Source organism: Kitasatospora sp. NBC_00374 (genome assembly GCF_041434935.1).
In the GTDB taxonomy this organism is placed as follows: Bacteria; Actinomycetota; Actinomycetes; order Streptomycetales; family Streptomycetaceae; genus Kitasatospora.
Genome location: NZ_CP107964.1, coordinates 5,453,189 through 5,467,963 on the forward strand (window position 1 = coordinate 5,453,189; position 14,775 = coordinate 5,467,963).

Here is a 14,775-nt window from a genome sequence, read left to right on the forward strand (position 1 = left end):
GCCGCGGCCGACGACCCGTCAATTGGTCCGGCCGTGGATGCGGCATGGACACTGGCCCCTGTGACCTCGCAAATCTTTTCGCCAGGGGTGCAGCAGACCCTGGACCTGATCGGCATCTTCGTCTTCGCCCTGTCCGGCGGCCTGCTCGCCGTGCGCAAGAACATGGACATCTTCGGCATCTGCGTGCTCGCCGAGGCCACCGCACTGGGCGGCGGGGTGATGCGCGACCTGGTGATCGGGGCCACACCGGTGGCGGCCTTCAGCAACCTCGGGTACTTCTCCACCCCGCTGGCCGCCGGGGTGGTGGTGTTCTTCCTGCACCCGCAGGTGGAGCGGATCAACACCGCCGTCCAGACCCTGGACGCGGCGGGTCTCGGCCTGTTCTGCGTCACCGGCACGATCAAGGCGCACGACTACGGCCTCAGCTCGGTCGCCTCGGTGGCCCTCGGCATGCTCACCGCCGCCGGCGGCGGCGTCATCCGCGACGTCCTGGCGACCGAGCAGCCCTCACTGCTGCGCTGGGACCGCGAGATCTACGCCGTGCCGGCCCTGGTCGGCGCCACCGTGGTCGCGGTGCTGATCTCCACCGACCGGCTCACCCCGCTGAACGCCTCGGCCGCCGCGCTGTCCGCCTTCGTGATCCGGATGCTCGCGCTCAGGTACGGCTGGCGCGCTCCGCGTGCTTGGCACCGCAACGGTTCTCGCACCAGCGAGGAGTAGGCGTCCCGCCGTACGCCAGCGAGATCGCCTCCACCGTGCACAGCAGCTCCGGCACCAGCCGGCTCAGCTCGGCCGGCGAGGCCTCGTAGACGGGTGCGGAGATCGAGCAGGCGGCGATCGCCCGGCCCTCGGTGCCGGCGATCGGTGCGGCGATCAGGCTCACCGGCTCCCGGGCGTCGGCCTGGTCCATCGACCAGCCCTGGCGCCGGACGGCGGCCAGCTCCTCGCGCAGCGCCTCGGAGCCCTGCTCCCGGCCGCCCGCCTGCTGCGAGGCCAGAAACGCCGTCAGCTGCTCCTCCGGCAGGTCGGCCAGCAGGACCCGGCCGACCGCGGTGGCGGCCGCGGGGGTGCGGTGGCCGAACCGGCCGTCCGGGCCGAGCCGCGAGCCGGGCCGGTCGGGGTAGCGGCTCTGTGCCTTGTCCAGCTGGAGCACCTTGCCGTCCTCCAGCACCGACAGCTGCACGGTGTGCCCGTACCGCTCGTTCAGCGAGGCCAGGTACGGCGCGGCCACCTGCCGGATGTCGATGGTCTCCAGGGCCTGCTGGGCGAGCGAGAAGAGCCGCCCGCCGAGGCGGTAGCGGTGGTCCGGCTGGCGGGTGACGAAGCCGTGCTCCTGGAGCGTGCGCAGCAGCCGCAGGGCCGTCGACTTGTGCACGCCGATCCGGCCCGCGGCCTGCTCCAGCGAGGTCGGTCCCTCCCCGAGGGCGGCCAGGATGGTCAGCGCCCGGTCGACTGTCTGCGACATCGTGTCCACCCCTCCACGCCCGGCAGTGGGCAGGAGGCTAACGGCGCGTTGCAGGGGGTGCAATGGCCAAATCGTGATCCTGTTGCGGTCTTCGGCTGGGGGGTGCGCCATCGCCGCCTACACTTGGTCCCGCTATGGCTTATCTCGACCACGCCGCGACCACTCCGATGCTGCCCGAGGCTGTCGCCGCCATGACGGCGCAGCTCGGAGTCGTCGGCAACGCCTCCTCCCTGCACGCGGCCGGCCGCCGGGCCCGCCGGGTGGTGGAGGAGTCCCGGGAGTCCCTCGCGGAGTCGCTGGGCGCCCGCCCGAGTGAGATCGTGCTCACCGGCGGCGGTACCGAGTCCGACAACCTCGCGGTGAAGGGCCTGTACTGGGCCCGCCGGGACGCCGACCCGGCCCGCCGCCGGGTGCTGTGCAGCCCGGTGGAGCACCACGCGGTGCTGGACGCGGTGCACTGGCTCGCCGAGCACGAGGGCGCGTTGGTCGACTACCTGCCGGTCGACGCCTACGGCCGGGTGCACCCCGGTGCGCTGCGCGAGGCGATCGAGCGTGATCCCGGCTCGGTCGCGCTGGTCACCGTGATGTGGGCCAACAACGAGGTCGGCACCCTCCAACCGATCCACGAACTGGCCGCGGTGGCACAGGAGTTCGGCATCCCGATGCACGCCGACGCGGTGCAGGCGCTCGGCCAGGTGCCGGTCTCCTTCGCCGAGTCGGGGCTGACCGCACTCACCGTCACCGGCCACAAGATCGGCGGCCCGTACGGGGTCGGCGCGCTGCTGCTGGCCCGTCAGGCCCACCCGGTGCCGCTGCTGCACGGCGGCGGCCAGGAGCGCGACGTCCGCTCCGGCACCCTCGACGTGCCCGGCGCGGCCGCCTTCGCCACCGCCGCCGCGCTCGCCGTCGAGCGGCGGGAACCGTACGCCGCCGCGGTGGGCGCGCTGCGCGACGAGCTGGTCGCCGCCGTCCGTTCCGCCGTCCCGGACGCCGTCCTGAACGGCGACCCGGCGCCGGCCGGCCGGCTGGCCGCCAACGCGCACTTCTCGTTCCCCGGCTGCGAGGGCGACGCGCTGCTGATGCTGCTCGACGCCCAGGGCGTCGAGTGCTCCACCGGGTCGGCCTGCTCGGCCGGTGTGCCGCAGCCCAGCCACGTCCTGCTGGCGATGGGCGCCGACCCGCTGCTGGCCCGCGCCTCGCTGCGGTTCTCGCTCGGCCACACCTCCACCCGGGCCGACGTCGAGGCGCTCACCGCGGCGATCACCCCGGCCGTGCAGCGGGCCCGCAACGCGGGCCTGGCGGCGGCGGCCCGGCGCTGAGCCGGGGCCGCGGCCCGGTCGCGGGCCGCGGCGAATCCCTTACCGCCCGCCCGGCGGGAACACGTACGCTGGTCGCATCATGAGCGACTTCCCCGGTGCCCCGACCGCCCCTTCCGATGGCCGCAACCTGCCCCGCGAGCGCCCGGAGGCGGGCGCGGCGGCCAACGGACCGCTGCGCGTGCTGGCCGCGATGTCCGGCGGGGTCGACTCCGCCGTCGCCGCCGCCCGCGCGGCCGAGGCCGGCCACGAGGTGACCGGGGTGCACCTGGCGCTCTCCGCCAACCCGCAGTCCTTCCGCACCGGCGCCCGCGGCTGCTGCACCATCGAGGACTCCCGGGACGCCCGCCGGGCCGCCGACGTGATCGGCATCCCGTTCTACGTCTGGGACCTCGCCGAGCGCTTCCGCGAGGACGTGATCGACGACTTCGTCGCCGAGTACGCGGCGGGCCGCACCCCCAACCCCTGCCTGCGCTGCAACGAGAAGATCAAGTTCGCCGCGCTGCTGGACAAGGCGATCGCCCTCGGCTTCGACGCCGTCTGCACCGGCCACTACGCCCGGATCGTCGACCTGCCCGGCGGCGGGCGCGAGCTGCACCGCGCCGTCGACCCGGCCAAGGACCAGTCCTACGTGCTCGGTGTGCTCGACACCGACCAGCTCGCCCACTCGATGTTCCCGCTCGGCGACACCACCAAGGACGCGATCCGCGAGGAGGCCGAGCGCCGGGGCCTGGCCGTCGCCAAGAAGCCCGACAGCCACGACATCTGCTTCATCGCCGACGGTGACACCCAGGGCTTCCTGGCCAGGCACCTCGGGGAGGCCACCGGTGACATCCTCGACGCCGACGGCACCAAGCTCGGCGAGCACGACGGCGCGTACGGCTTCACCATCGGCCAGCGCAAGGGCCTGCGGATCGGCCGCCCCGCCGCCGACGGCAAGCCCCGCTACGTGCTGGACATCTCGCCGGTGAACAACACCGTCACGGTCGGCCCCGCCGAGGGCCTCGACGTGCTCGGGCTCACCGCGATCCGGCCGCGCTGGTGCGGCACCCCGGCCGTCGGGGAGGGCCGCTACACCGCCCAACTGCGCGCCCACGGCGAGGAGGTACCGGTGACCGCGACGCTCGACGGCGAGGAGCTGCGGGTCCGCCTGGACACCCCCGCCCGGGGCATCGCGCCCGGCCAGGCCGTGGTGCTCTACGACGGCACCCGGGTGGTCGGCTCCGCCACCATCTCCGCCACCGAGCGCCGCGGCGTCCCGGCCTGAGCCGGGGCCTCCGGCGGCGGCCGCGGCCGGGGCGCGTGGTAGACCTGGGGCCATCATGAACATCACTGTCTTCTGCTCCGCGTACTCGCTGGACGACCGCTACACCGTGCCCGCCGCCGAGTTCGCCCGGCTGCTCGGCGCGGGCGGGCACACCCTGGTCTGGGGCGGCTCGCACGCCGGCCTGATGGGCCTGCTCGCCGACGGCGTGAAGGAGGCCGGCGGACGGCTGGTCGGGATCTCGGTGGAGTTCCTCGCCCACAAGTCGTACGAAGGCGCGGACGAGCTGGTCATGACCGCCGACCTGGCCGAACGCAAGGCGTTGCTGCTGGCCCGGGCCGACGCGGTGGTGGTGCTGGTCGGCGGGCTCGGCACGCTGGACGAGGTGACCGAGGTGCTGGAGCTCAAGAAGCACGCCCTGCACGACAAGCCGGTCGTGGTGCTCGACACCGAGGGCTTCTACGCGGGGCTGCGCACCCAGCTGGAGCGGATGGACGCCGAGGGCTTCCTGCCCCGGCCGCTGGCCGAGCTGATCTCCTTCGCCGCCACCCCCGCCGAGGCGCTCGCACAGCTCGACCGGGCTTCCTGACCCACCACGCGACCACGACTGAGAGGCCATCATGGGTGCACACCTGATCACCGGCGCCGGTTCGGGCATCGGCTCGGCCGTCGCCGAGCGGCTCGCCGCCCGGGGCGCGGAGCTCTGGCTGCTGGCCCGCGACGCGAAGCGCGCGGCCGTGCTGCGCTCCCGCTTCCCCGGAGCCCGCACGCTGGTCGGCGACCTCGCCGACCCGGCCAAGCTGTCCTGGGCGCTCGGCCAGCAGGAGATGCCGGTGGAGGTCGACGCCCTGCTGCACATCGCGGGCGTGGTCGAGCTCGGCACCGTCGGCGACCTGCCGGTCAAGGCCTGGCAGTACCAGCTGAACGTCAACACCGTCGCCCCCGCCGAGCTGACCAGACTCTTCCTGCCCTCGCTCCGGCAGGCCCGCGGCCAGGTGGTCTTCGTCAACTCCGGTGCGGGCCTGCGCGCCGACGAGAACTGGAGCGCCTACGCCGCGAGCAAGTTCGGCCTGCGCGCGCTGGCCGACGCGCTGCGGGTGGAGGAGCAGGGCAACGGAGTCCGGGTGACCACGGTCTACCCGGGGCGCACCGCGACCCCGATGCAGCTCAAGGTGCACCACCAGGAGGGCAAGGAGTACGACCCGACGCGGTGGATCGACCCGGAGTCGGTCGCCACCGCGATCGTCACCGCGCTGGACCTGCCGCGGGACGCGGCGCTCACCGAGATCACGGTCCGTCCCGGCCGCTGACGGGCGGGACGGGCCCGGCCGCCGCCGCGGACGGCACGGCCGGGCCCGTCCTGGAGCACTAGGCTCGTGCCCGTGAGCACCGAGAATCTCCTCCAGACGCTGCCCGGAGCCGCGACCGGCGCCGGGTCCATGCCCGGCACGGACGCCCGCGAGGCCGCCAAGACCGTGACGGGCTCGCTCGAACTGCTGCCGCACCTGCCGGAGCTGCCCGCCCGCGGCCCCGGTGCGGACATGATCGGACGCGGGGCCGGCCTGCTGGTCGAGCTCTTCGCCCAGGTCGAACCGAGCGGCTGGCGGTTCGCCGACCGGCCGGGCCGGGACACCAAGAGGGCCCACTCCTGGCTGGGCGAGGACCTCGACGCCCTGGAGGAGTTCACCCAGGGGTACCGCGGCGCCCTCAAACTGCAGGCGGTCGGCCCGTGGACGCTGGCCGCCTCGGTCGAGCTGCGGCACGGCGAGAAGGCCCTCGCCGACCCGGGCGCCTGCCGGGACATCGCCGAGTCGCTCACCGAGGGCCTGCGCCGTCACCTCGCCGACGTCCGGAGCCGGATCCCGGGGGCGCAGCTCGTGCTCCAGCTCGACGAGCCCTCGCTGCCGGCCGTGCTCTCCGGGTCGGTGAAGACGGCCAGCGGCTTCCAGCGGCTGCGCGCCGTCGACCGGCAGGTCGCCGAGGAGGCGCTGCGCGGGGTGATCAGCAGCCTGGACGTGCCGGTGGTGGTGCACAGTTGTGCCCCGCAGGTGCCGATCCCGCTGCTGCGCCGGGCCGGGGTCGCGGGCGTCTCGCTGGACTTCTCCTTGCTGACGGAACGTGACGACGACGTCCTCGGTGAAGCGGTCGAGGACGGCACCGTGATCCTGGCCGGTGTGGTGCCCTCCACCGACACCGGATTGTCGGACCCGGCCGGTAGTGTCCAGGGTGTCAGGACGTTGTGGCGCAGGCTCGGGCTGGATCCGGAACTGCTGGGCCGCCGGGTGCTGGTGACGCCGAGCTGCGGGCTGGCGGGGGCCTCCCCCGACTACGCCAAGCGGGCACTGTCACTCAGTGTGAAGGCGGCCCGGAGCCTGGTGGACAACCCGGAGTAAGACGGCAGGAGGGCCCAGGGTGGCGGCAGTTGAGGGCTGGGAGGAGATCCCGGCACAGGTGCGCACGCGGCACGCGGAGCTCGCGGCCGAGATCGAGGAGCACCGGGTCCGGTACTACGACCAGGACGCCCCGGTCGTCAGCGACGCCGAGTTCGACGTTCTGATGCGCCGGCTGGAGGCGCTGGAGGCCGAGCACCCGGCGCTGGTCACCCCCGACTCGCCCACCCAGAAGGTCGGCGGCAGCGCCGGCGAGGCCTTCGCCAAGGTCGAGCACCGCGAGCGGCTGCTCAGCCTGGACAACGCGATGGACGACGAGGAGCTCGCCGCCTGGGCCGAGCGCGTCGCCGGCGAGCTGTCCGGCATCGAGTACCACTACCTCTGCGAGCTGAAGGTCGACGGCCTGGCCGTCAACCTCACCTACGAGCGGGGCGAGCTGGTGCTGGCCGCGACCCGCGGCACCGGCCGGGTCGGCGAGGACATCACCGCCAACGTCCGCACCATCAAGGAGATCCCGCACCGGCTCACGGGCGAGCACATCCCCGAGCTGGTCGAGATCCGCGGCGAGGTCTACCTGCCCACCGAGGCGTTCGCCGAGCTCAACGCCTCGCTCGCGGTGGAGAACGAGCGCCGCAAGGCCGAGAACGCCGAGCGGGAGAAGGCGGGCAAGCGCCCGCAGGCCCTGCTCAAGCTGTTCGCCAACCCGCGCAACGCCGCCGCCGGATCGCTGCGGCAGAAGGACACCCACGTCACCGCCTCGCGCCCGCTGCACATGGTGGTGCACGGCATCGGCGCCCGGGTCGGCTTCGACATCGACTGCCAGTCGCACGCCTACGCGCTGCTGCGCGACTGGGGCCTGCCCACCGCCCGGCACAACCGGGTGGTCGACACCCTCGACGAGGTCCGGGAGTTCATCAAGCGCTTCGGCGAGCAGCGCCACTCGGTCGAGCACGAGATCGACGGCGTGGTCGTCAAGGTCGACGAGATCCCGCTGCAGGGCCGGCTCGGTGCCACCTCGAAGTCCCCGCGCTGGGCGATCGCCTGGAAGTACCCGCCGGAGGAGGTCACCGCCAAGCTGGCCAGCATCAAGGTCGGCATCGGCCGCACCGGCCGGGCCACCCCGTACGCGGTGCTCGCCGAGCCGGTGAAGGTGGCCGGCTCGATGGTCCAGTACGCCACCCTGCACAACCAGCAGGTGGTCAAGGCCAAGGGCGTGCTGCTGGGCGACACCGTGGTGCTGCGCAAGGCCGGTGACGTCATCCCGGAGATCCTCGGCCCGGTCGAGGACCTGCGGGACGGCACCGAGCAGGAGTTCGTGATGCCCTCGCACTGCCACGAGTGCGGCGCCGAGCTGCGCCCGATGTCCGAGGGCGACATCGATCTGCGCTGCCCGAACGCGCAGTACTGCCCGGCCCAGGTGCGCGAGCGGATCGCCTACCTCGGCGGCCGGGAGTCGCTGGACGTCGACGGCCTCGGCTACGTCGCCGCCACCGCGCTCACCCAGCCGCTGGAGCCCGCCGACCCGCCGGTCAGGAACGAGGGGGACATCTTCGGCCTCACCGCCGACCAGCTGTTGCCGATCAAGGTGCTGGTGCGCGAGCCCAAGACCGGTATGCCCAAGCTGGACGACCGGACGGGCAAGGAGAAGGTGGCCACCTTCTTCGCCAATCTCAAGGGCGAGCCGAAGAAGTCCCTGACGCTGCTGCTGGACAACCTCGCCGCCGTCCGCGACCGCCCGCTCTGGCGGTTCGTCAACGGACTGTCGATCCGTCACGTCGGCCCGGTCGCCGCGCAGGCCCTCGCCCGTGAGTTCCGCGATCTGGACCGGATCTTCGCCGCCACCGAGGAGGAGCTCGCCGCCGCCGAGGGCGTCGGCCCGACCATCGCCCGCTCGGTCAGGGAGTGGTACGAGGAGGAGTGGCACCGCGAGATCCTGGAGAAGTGGCGCGCCGCCGGCGTGCGCTTCGTCGAGGAGGGCGCGCAGGAGCAGGGCCCGCGCCCGCTGGAGGGCCTGACCGTGGTGGTCACCGGCACGCTCGCCGGCCACACCCGGGACGGCGCCAAGGAGGCGCTGACCTCGCGCGGCGCCAAGGTCACCGGCTCGGTGTCGAAGAAGACCCACTTCGTGGTGGCGGGCGACAACCCCGGCTCCAAGTACGACAAGGCCGTCCAGCTCGGGCTGCCGGTGCTCGACGACGCGGGCTTCACCGTGCTGCTGGAGCAGGGCCCCGACGCCGCCCGGGCCCACCTCGGCCTGCCGCCGGTGCCCGCCGCCGAACCCGCCGACCGGCCCGAGGCCGCGGAGCCCGCCGACCGGCCCGAGTCCGCGGAGCCCGCCACCGGGGAGTGACGCCCCCCGGATCCCGTCCGCCCCTCGGTCGTTATCCTCCTGATGCGGCGTCACCGGCGCCCGCCCCCGGGAACTCGGGCATTCTGTCACTGTGCGGCAGGGTCGGCCCCTCCCGGGGGAGGAGTCCGGCCGGTGGCGTGTTCAGGGATGTCCGAAAGTCTGCCCTCCCGGTCGACCCCGGCATACCCTGGAGCGCAACAGAGAGTCAGCAGGGGTGGGCGGCTCCGGTCTTGACCGGTGCCCGTGGGGACACCCCGTCGCCTGACGTCCATCGGCACCAGCACGGTGCCTCACCGTAAGGCGGCCTGACGGGGCGGGCCCGACGGAGGACAGGGCTTATGGATCGTACGACCGGCGGTGCGCCCACACGCCCGCCGCAGGGGGTGGCAGGTGCGGTCCTGCTGCTCGGCGTTGTGCTGGCCGGGGCCGCGCCGCTCATCCCGCTCGCCGTCCTGGTCTACCGGTACGAACCCGAGCTGCTGCCGCTGTTCGCGGTCCCGCTGGCCGTCCTCGTGGCGGCCTGGCGGATCGCCCGCGACCGGGCCAGGGACCAGCTCACCGACCCGCTCACCGACCTGCCCAACCGACAGGCGCTACTGATCGCGGCCCAGGAGGCGATCGCCCAGCACGACGGGGAGGACGGCTACAGCGTCGGCCTGATCCTGCTCGACCTGGACCGCTTCCGTTCGCTCAACGACGCGCTCGGCCACACCGCCGGCGACCGGCTGCTGGTGCACATCGCCCGCCGGCTGCACCGCGCGCTGCGCTCCGGCCCGGGGCAGCAACCCGGCCCGGGCCACCACGGCCTGCCCGACACGCCCGAGGACGTGTTCGCCGCGCTGCCCCCGTCGGTCCAGCGCAGCGGGCAGGCCGTGGTGGCCCGGATGGGCGGCGACGAGTTCGCCGTCCTGCTGCCGGGCGTCGGCAGCCCGGAGACCATGGAACGGGTCGCGAAGGCCCTGATCGTGGAGCTCGCCGCGCCGATCCGGCTGGACGGGCTGCTGCTCGTCCTGGAGGCCAGCGCCGGGGTCTGCGTCTACCCGACCCACGCCCAGGACGCCGAATCGCTGCTGCGACGCGCCGACGTCGCGATGGCCCACGCCCAGCGCAGCCGCAGCGGGGTCGAGCAGTACGACGAGGCGCGGGACATCGACACGCCGTACCGGATCGGGCTGCTCGGCGACCTGCGCCGGGCCCTGGAGACCGGTGAGGTGAAGCTCCACTACCAGCCGAAGGTGGCCTTCGACGGCCGGGTGGTCGGCCTGGAGGCGCTGCTGCGCTGGGAGCGGGCCGGGCAGGGGCGGGTCGCGCCGGACGAGTTCATCAGCCTGGCCGAGTCCAGCGGCCTGATGCCCCGGCTCACCGACTACGTCCTGGAGTCGGCCGTCGGCCAGCTGGCGATCTGGCGGGCCCAGGGGCTCAAGGTGCCGGTCGCGGTCAACGTGTCGCCCCGGGACGTCCTGAACCCGGGCTTCGCCGCCCGGGTGGCCGGCCACCTCGACCGCAACCAGGTGCCGGCCGACGCGCTCCAGCTGGAGATCACCGAACGGCTGCTGCTGGACGACTCCCGGCGCGCCGCCGACACCCTGGACGAGCTGCGCCGCTACGGCGTGCAGATGTCGCTGGACGACTTCGGCACCGGCCACTCCTCGCTGGTGCGGCTGCGCAGTCTGCCGGTCGGCGAGCTCAAGATCGACCGTTCCTTCGTCTCCCGGATGGTCGCCGACGACCACGACGCCGCCGTGGTGCGCTGCTCGGTGGAGCTGGCGCACTCGCTCGGGCTGACCGTGGTCGCCGAGGGTGTCGAGGACGACGAGACCTGGGAGCGGCTGCAGGCCATGGGGGTGGACGCGGTGCAGGGGTGGCTGGTCTCGGCGGCGCTGCCGGCCGACCAGGCGACCGCCTGGCTGATGGTGCACAGCACCGGCGCGCCGTCGGTCGAGCGGTTGACGGCCACCCAGGTCCGTCCAACGGCCCAGGTCCGTCCCGGGGCGCCGGCCCGCCCGGTGGCGCAGGTGCGTCCTGCCGCGCAGCCCCGCCCGGTGGGCAAGGTCCGTCCGGGCGCCAAGGCCCAGCCCGAGCTGGAGGCGCCGACCACCCAGCAGTGACGGCCCGACGGCGCCCCGCACACCCCGGTCGACGGGTGGGCGGGGCGCCGTTCTCGTCCCGCCTGCCGTATCTCCGTGGCCGGTGACGGGGCCGCGCCCCATAGGATGGGCCCCACAGACCAAGAGGACGGGGTGCGCCGAGCGCCCGCCCGTCCGGGCCGGGCGCCGCGTCAGCGCCGTCCGGTCTCACCAGAACTCACCTTGAGGATCGCTGCATGCCTGGCATCACGCGCGAGGAGGTCGCCCACCTCGCCCGGCTGTCGCGTCTTGAGTTGCAGGCCGAAGAGCTGGACCACTTCGCCGAGCAGCTCGACGTGATCATCGGCGCGGTCGCCCGCGTTTCCGAGGTCGCCGGACAGGACGTCCCGCCGACCTCCCACCCGCTGCCGCTGACCAACGTCATGCGCGCGGACGAGGTGCGGCCCTCGCTCACGCCGGAGCAGGCGCTGTCCGGCGCCCCGGCCGCCGAGGAGCAGCGTTTCCGCGTGCCCCAGATCCTCGGGGAGGACTGATCACCATGACCGATCTCATCCGCTACACCGCAGCTGAGACGGCCGGCGCGATCGCCTCCGGCAAGGTCTCCGCCGTCGAGGTCGCCCAGGCCCACCTGGACCGCATCGACGCCGTCGACAAGAAGGTCAACGCCTTCCTGCACGTCGACACCGAGGGCGCGCTCAAGGCCGCCCGCAGCGTCGACGACAGGCGCGCCCGCGGCGAGGAGCTCGGCCCGCTGGCCGGCGTCCCGCTGGCGCTGAAGGACGTCTTCACCACCGAGGGCATCCCGACCACCTGCGGCTCGAAGATCCTCGAAGGCTGGATCCCGCCGTACGACGCGACCCTGACGAAGCGTCTGAAGGACGCCGGCGTGGTCATCCTCGGCAAGACCAACATGGACGAGTTCGCCATGGGGTCCTCCACCGAGAACTCCGCCTACGGCCCGACCGGCAACCCGTGGGACCTGACCCGGATCCCGGGCGGCTCCGGCGGCGGCTCGGCGGCCGCACTGGCCGCCTACGAGGCCCCGCTGGCGATCGGCACCGACACCGGCGGCTCGATCCGCCAGCCCGGCGCCGTCACCGGCACGGTCGGCGTCAAGCCGACCTACGGCTCGGTCTCCCGCTACGGCCTGGTCGCCTTCTCCTCCTCGCTGGACCAGGGCGGCCCGTGCGCCCGGACGGTGCTGGACGCGGCCCTGCTGCACGAGGCCATCGCCGGCCACGACCCGCTGGACTCCACCTCGATCGACGCGCCGGTCCCGGCCGTGGTCGCGGCGGCGAAGATGCGCGACGTCCGCGGCATGCGGATCGGCGTCGTCAAGGAGTTCGCCGGCGAGGGCTACCAGGCCGGCGTGATGCAGCGCTTCAACGAGTCGGTGGAGCTGTTGCGCGAGCTGGGCGCCGAGGTCGTCGAGGTCTCCTGCCCGTCGTTCACCCTGGCGCTGCCGGCGTACTACCTGATCGCGCCGAGCGAGGCCTCCTCCAACCTGGCCCGCTTCGACGCCATGCGCTACGGCATGCGGGTCGGCGACGACGGCACCCGGTCCGCCGAGGACGTCACCGCGCTCACCCGCGAGGCCGGCTTCGGCGACGAGGTGAAGCGCCGGATCATCCTGGGCACCTACGCGCTCTCCTCGGGCTACTACGACGCCTACTACGGCTCGGCGCAGAAGGTCCGCACCCTGATCTCGCGTGACTTCGACGCCGCCTTCGCCGGGGTCGACGTCCTGATCTCGCCGACCACGCCGACCACCGCCTTCCCGATCGGCGAGCGCGCCGACGACCCGATGGCGATGTACCTGGCCGACCTGTGCACCATCCCGTCGAACCTGGCGGGCAACGCGGCCATGTCGCTGCCCTGCGGCCTGGCCCCGGAGGACAATCTCCCGGTCGGCCTGCAGATCATCGCTCCCGCGATGGCGGACGACCGCCTGTACCGCGTGGGCGGCGCCGTCGAGGCCGCACTCAACGACAAGTGGGGACACCCCCTGCTGGAGGAGGCACCGGCACTGTGAGCACCGTTGCGAAGGCCAAAGCCAGTTCTTCGTCGATCAAGGGCTGGAAGCACTCCAAGCCCGGCCTGTGGCTGTCCATCGGCACCAGTGCCTTCGGCGCGGTCTCGATCGTCAAGGACGTCAAGAAGGCGCGTGGCGAGAACGACACCCTCAAGCTGATCAACGCCCTGGTCGGCGCCGCCGCGCTGATCACCGGCACCGCGCTCCTCGTCCGTGAGCTCAAGCGGCTCGGTGACGACGACGTGCTGCTGGGCTGACGGACCTCCAAGACTCAAGTGAAGGGGACGCTGTGAGCGTCATCAGTCTGGTCTCGTACGAGGACGCTCTTGCCTCGTACGACCCGGTGATGGGCCTTGAGGTCCACGTCGAGCTGGGTACCAGGACCAAGATGTTCTGCGGCTGCTCGACCGAGCTGGGCGCCGAGCCCAACTCGCAGACCTGCCCGACCTGCCTCGGCCTGCCCGGCTCGCTGCCGGTGGTCAACGCGATCGGCGTCGAGTCCGCGATCAAGATCGGTCTCGCGCTGAACTGCGAGATCGCCGAGTGGTGCCGGTTCGCCCGGAAGAACTACTTCTACCCGGACATGCCGAAGAACTTCCAGACCTCGCAGTACGACGAGCCGATCGCCTTCAACGGCTACCTCGACGTGCAACTGGAGGACGGCTCGACCTTCCGGGTCGAGATCGAGCGCGCCCACATGGAGGAGGACACCGGCAAGTCCTCCCACATCGGCGGCGCGACCGGCCGGATCCACGGCGCCTCGCACTCGCTGCTGGACTACAACCGGGCCGGCATCCCGCTGATCGAGATCGTCACCAAGCCGATCGAGGGCGCCGGCGAGCGGGCCCCCGAGGTCGCCAAGGCGTACGTCGCCGAGCTGCGCGAGCTGATCCGGGCGCTCGGCGTCTCCGAGGCCCGGATGGACAAGGGCCAGATGCGCTGCGACGTCAACCTGTCGCTGCGCCCGAACGGCACCGAGAAGTTCGGCACCCGCTCGGAGACCAAGAACGTCAACTCGCTGCGCAGCGTCGAGCGGGCGGCCAGGTTCGAGATCCAGCGGCACGCCACCGTCCTCACCGACGGCGGCACCATCGTGCAGGAGACCCGGCACTTCCACGAGGACAACGGCTCCACCACCTCGGGCCGGATCAAGGACAACGCCGAGGACTACCGGTACTTCCCGGAGCCGGACCTGGTCCCGATCGCGCCCTCCCGCGCGTGGGTCGAGGAGCTGCGCGCCGGGCTGCCGGAGCTGCCCCGGGTCCGCCGGGCCCGGCTGCAGGCCGAGTGGGGCCTGTCCGACAAGGACATGCAGTCGGTGCTGAACGCCGGCGCGGTCGAGCTGATCGAGCAGACCATCGCCGCCGGCGCGCCGGCCGACCAGGCCCGCAAGTGGTGGCTGGGCGAGCTGGCCCGCCGCGCCAACGAGACCGGCACCGAGCTGGCCGAGCAGCCGATCACCCCGGCCCAGGTGGCCCGGGTGGCCGCGCTGGTCGCCGAGGGCAAGCTGAACGACAAGCTGGCCCGCCAGGTCATCGAAGCCGTGCTGGCCGGCGAGGGCGAGCCGGACGCGGTCGTCGAGCAGCGCGGCCTGGCCGTGGTCTCGGACGACTCCGCGCTCGGCGCGGCCGTCGACCAGGCCATCGCCGAGAACCCGGACATCGCCGCCAAGATCCGCGACGGCAAGGTCCAGGCGATCGGCGCGCTGGTCGGCGCGGTCATGAAGACCACCCGGGGCCAGGCCGACGCGGCCAAGGTCAAGGACATGCTGCTGGCGAAGCTCTCCTGAGGACGCCTTAGGCCTCCTTAGTCCGAAGGGCCCGTCCGTACCCCGCGTTCCGGGGTACGGACGGGCCCTTCGGCTTCGAGGC

At 73.1% G+C, this 14,775-nt stretch carries 12 protein-coding genes and 1 pseudogene; 12 read left to right on the top strand and 1 reads right to left on the bottom strand.

What is annotated here, in order from left to right; all coding sequences use genetic code 11:
* The first annotated feature begins 60 nt into the window (after positions 1-60).
* Positions 61-720, top strand: coding sequence for a trimeric intracellular cation channel family protein (locus OG871_RS24505; RefSeq protein WP_371499301.1), 660 nt, complete (start codon positions 61-63; stop codon positions 718-720).
* Here the strand turns inward: OG871_RS24505 and OG871_RS24510 are convergent.
* Entirely contained in the window at positions 656-1,465 is an 810-nt protein-coding gene (locus OG871_RS24510; protein ID WP_371499302.1) for an IclR family transcriptional regulator, read from the bottom strand. The genes OG871_RS24505 and OG871_RS24510 overlap by 65 nt on opposite strands.
* A gap of 134 nt (positions 1,466-1,599) precedes the next feature.
* Between OG871_RS24510 and OG871_RS24515 the strand changes: the two genes are divergently transcribed.
* The 11 genes and pseudogenes from OG871_RS24515 to gatB all read left to right on the top strand — a co-directional run bounded on the left by OG871_RS24515 (position 1,600) and on the right by gatB (position 14,693).
* A complete protein-coding gene (locus OG871_RS24515; RefSeq protein WP_371499304.1) occupies positions 1,600-2,784 on the top strand; it encodes a cysteine desulfurase family protein in 1,185 nt (394 codons plus the stop codon).
* A 79-nt stretch (positions 2,785-2,863) separates the two neighbouring features.
* Complete coding sequence (mnmA, locus tag OG871_RS24520; RefSeq protein ID WP_371499306.1) at positions 2,864-4,048, top strand: tRNA 2-thiouridine(34) synthase MnmA; 1,185 nt, start codon at positions 2,864-2,866, stop codon at positions 4,046-4,048.
* 55 nt (positions 4,049-4,103) lie between these two features.
* The gene (locus OG871_RS24525; RefSeq protein WP_371499308.1) at positions 4,104-4,634 is read left to right on the top strand and encodes a TIGR00730 family Rossman fold protein; all 531 of its coding nucleotides are present in this window, start codon (positions 4,104-4,106) and stop codon (positions 4,632-4,634) included.
* 31 nt (positions 4,635-4,665) lie between these two features.
* Positions 4,666-5,355, top strand: a complete 690-nt coding sequence (locus OG871_RS24530; RefSeq protein WP_371499310.1) for an SDR family oxidoreductase — start codon at positions 4,666-4,668, stop codon at positions 5,353-5,355.
* Positions 5,356-5,427: 72 nt separating this feature from the next.
* Positions 5,428-6,438: a methionine synthase gene (locus OG871_RS24535; RefSeq protein ID WP_371499312.1), complete on the top strand. Its 1,011-nt coding sequence runs from the start codon at positions 5,428-5,430 to the stop codon at positions 6,436-6,438.
* Between the two features lie 19 nt (positions 6,439-6,457).
* Positions 6,458-8,785 carry an NAD-dependent DNA ligase LigA gene (gene ligA, locus OG871_RS24540; protein ID WP_371499313.1) on the top strand — a complete coding sequence of 776 codons (2,328 nt, stop codon included), beginning with the start codon at positions 6,458-6,460 and terminating at the stop codon, positions 8,783-8,785.
* A gap of 401 nt (positions 8,786-9,186) precedes the next feature.
* A pseudogene (locus OG871_RS24545) lies at positions 9,187-10,893 on the top strand (putative bifunctional diguanylate cyclase/phosphodiesterase); the annotation flags it as partial.
* A gap of 215 nt (positions 10,894-11,108) precedes the next feature.
* A complete protein-coding gene (gene gatC, locus OG871_RS24550; protein ID WP_035797834.1) occupies positions 11,109-11,405 on the top strand; it encodes an Asp-tRNA(Asn)/Glu-tRNA(Gln) amidotransferase subunit GatC in 297 nt (98 codons plus the stop codon).
* 5 nt (positions 11,406-11,410) lie between these two features.
* Positions 11,411-12,904, top strand: coding sequence for an Asp-tRNA(Asn)/Glu-tRNA(Gln) amidotransferase subunit GatA (gene gatA / locus OG871_RS24555; RefSeq protein WP_371499316.1), 1,494 nt, complete (start codon positions 11,411-11,413; stop codon positions 12,902-12,904).
* The gene (locus OG871_RS24560) at positions 12,901-13,161 is read left to right on the top strand and encodes a hypothetical protein (RefSeq protein ID WP_371499318.1); all 261 of its coding nucleotides are present in this window, start codon (positions 12,901-12,903) and stop codon (positions 13,159-13,161) included. The genes gatA and OG871_RS24560 overlap by 4 nt, the downstream gene beginning before the upstream one ends.
* Positions 13,162-13,193: 32 nt before the next feature.
* A complete protein-coding gene (gene gatB / locus OG871_RS24565) occupies positions 13,194-14,693 on the top strand; it encodes an Asp-tRNA(Asn)/Glu-tRNA(Gln) amidotransferase subunit GatB (protein WP_371499320.1) in 1,500 nt (499 codons plus the stop codon).
* Positions 14,694-14,775 lie beyond the last annotated feature (82 nt).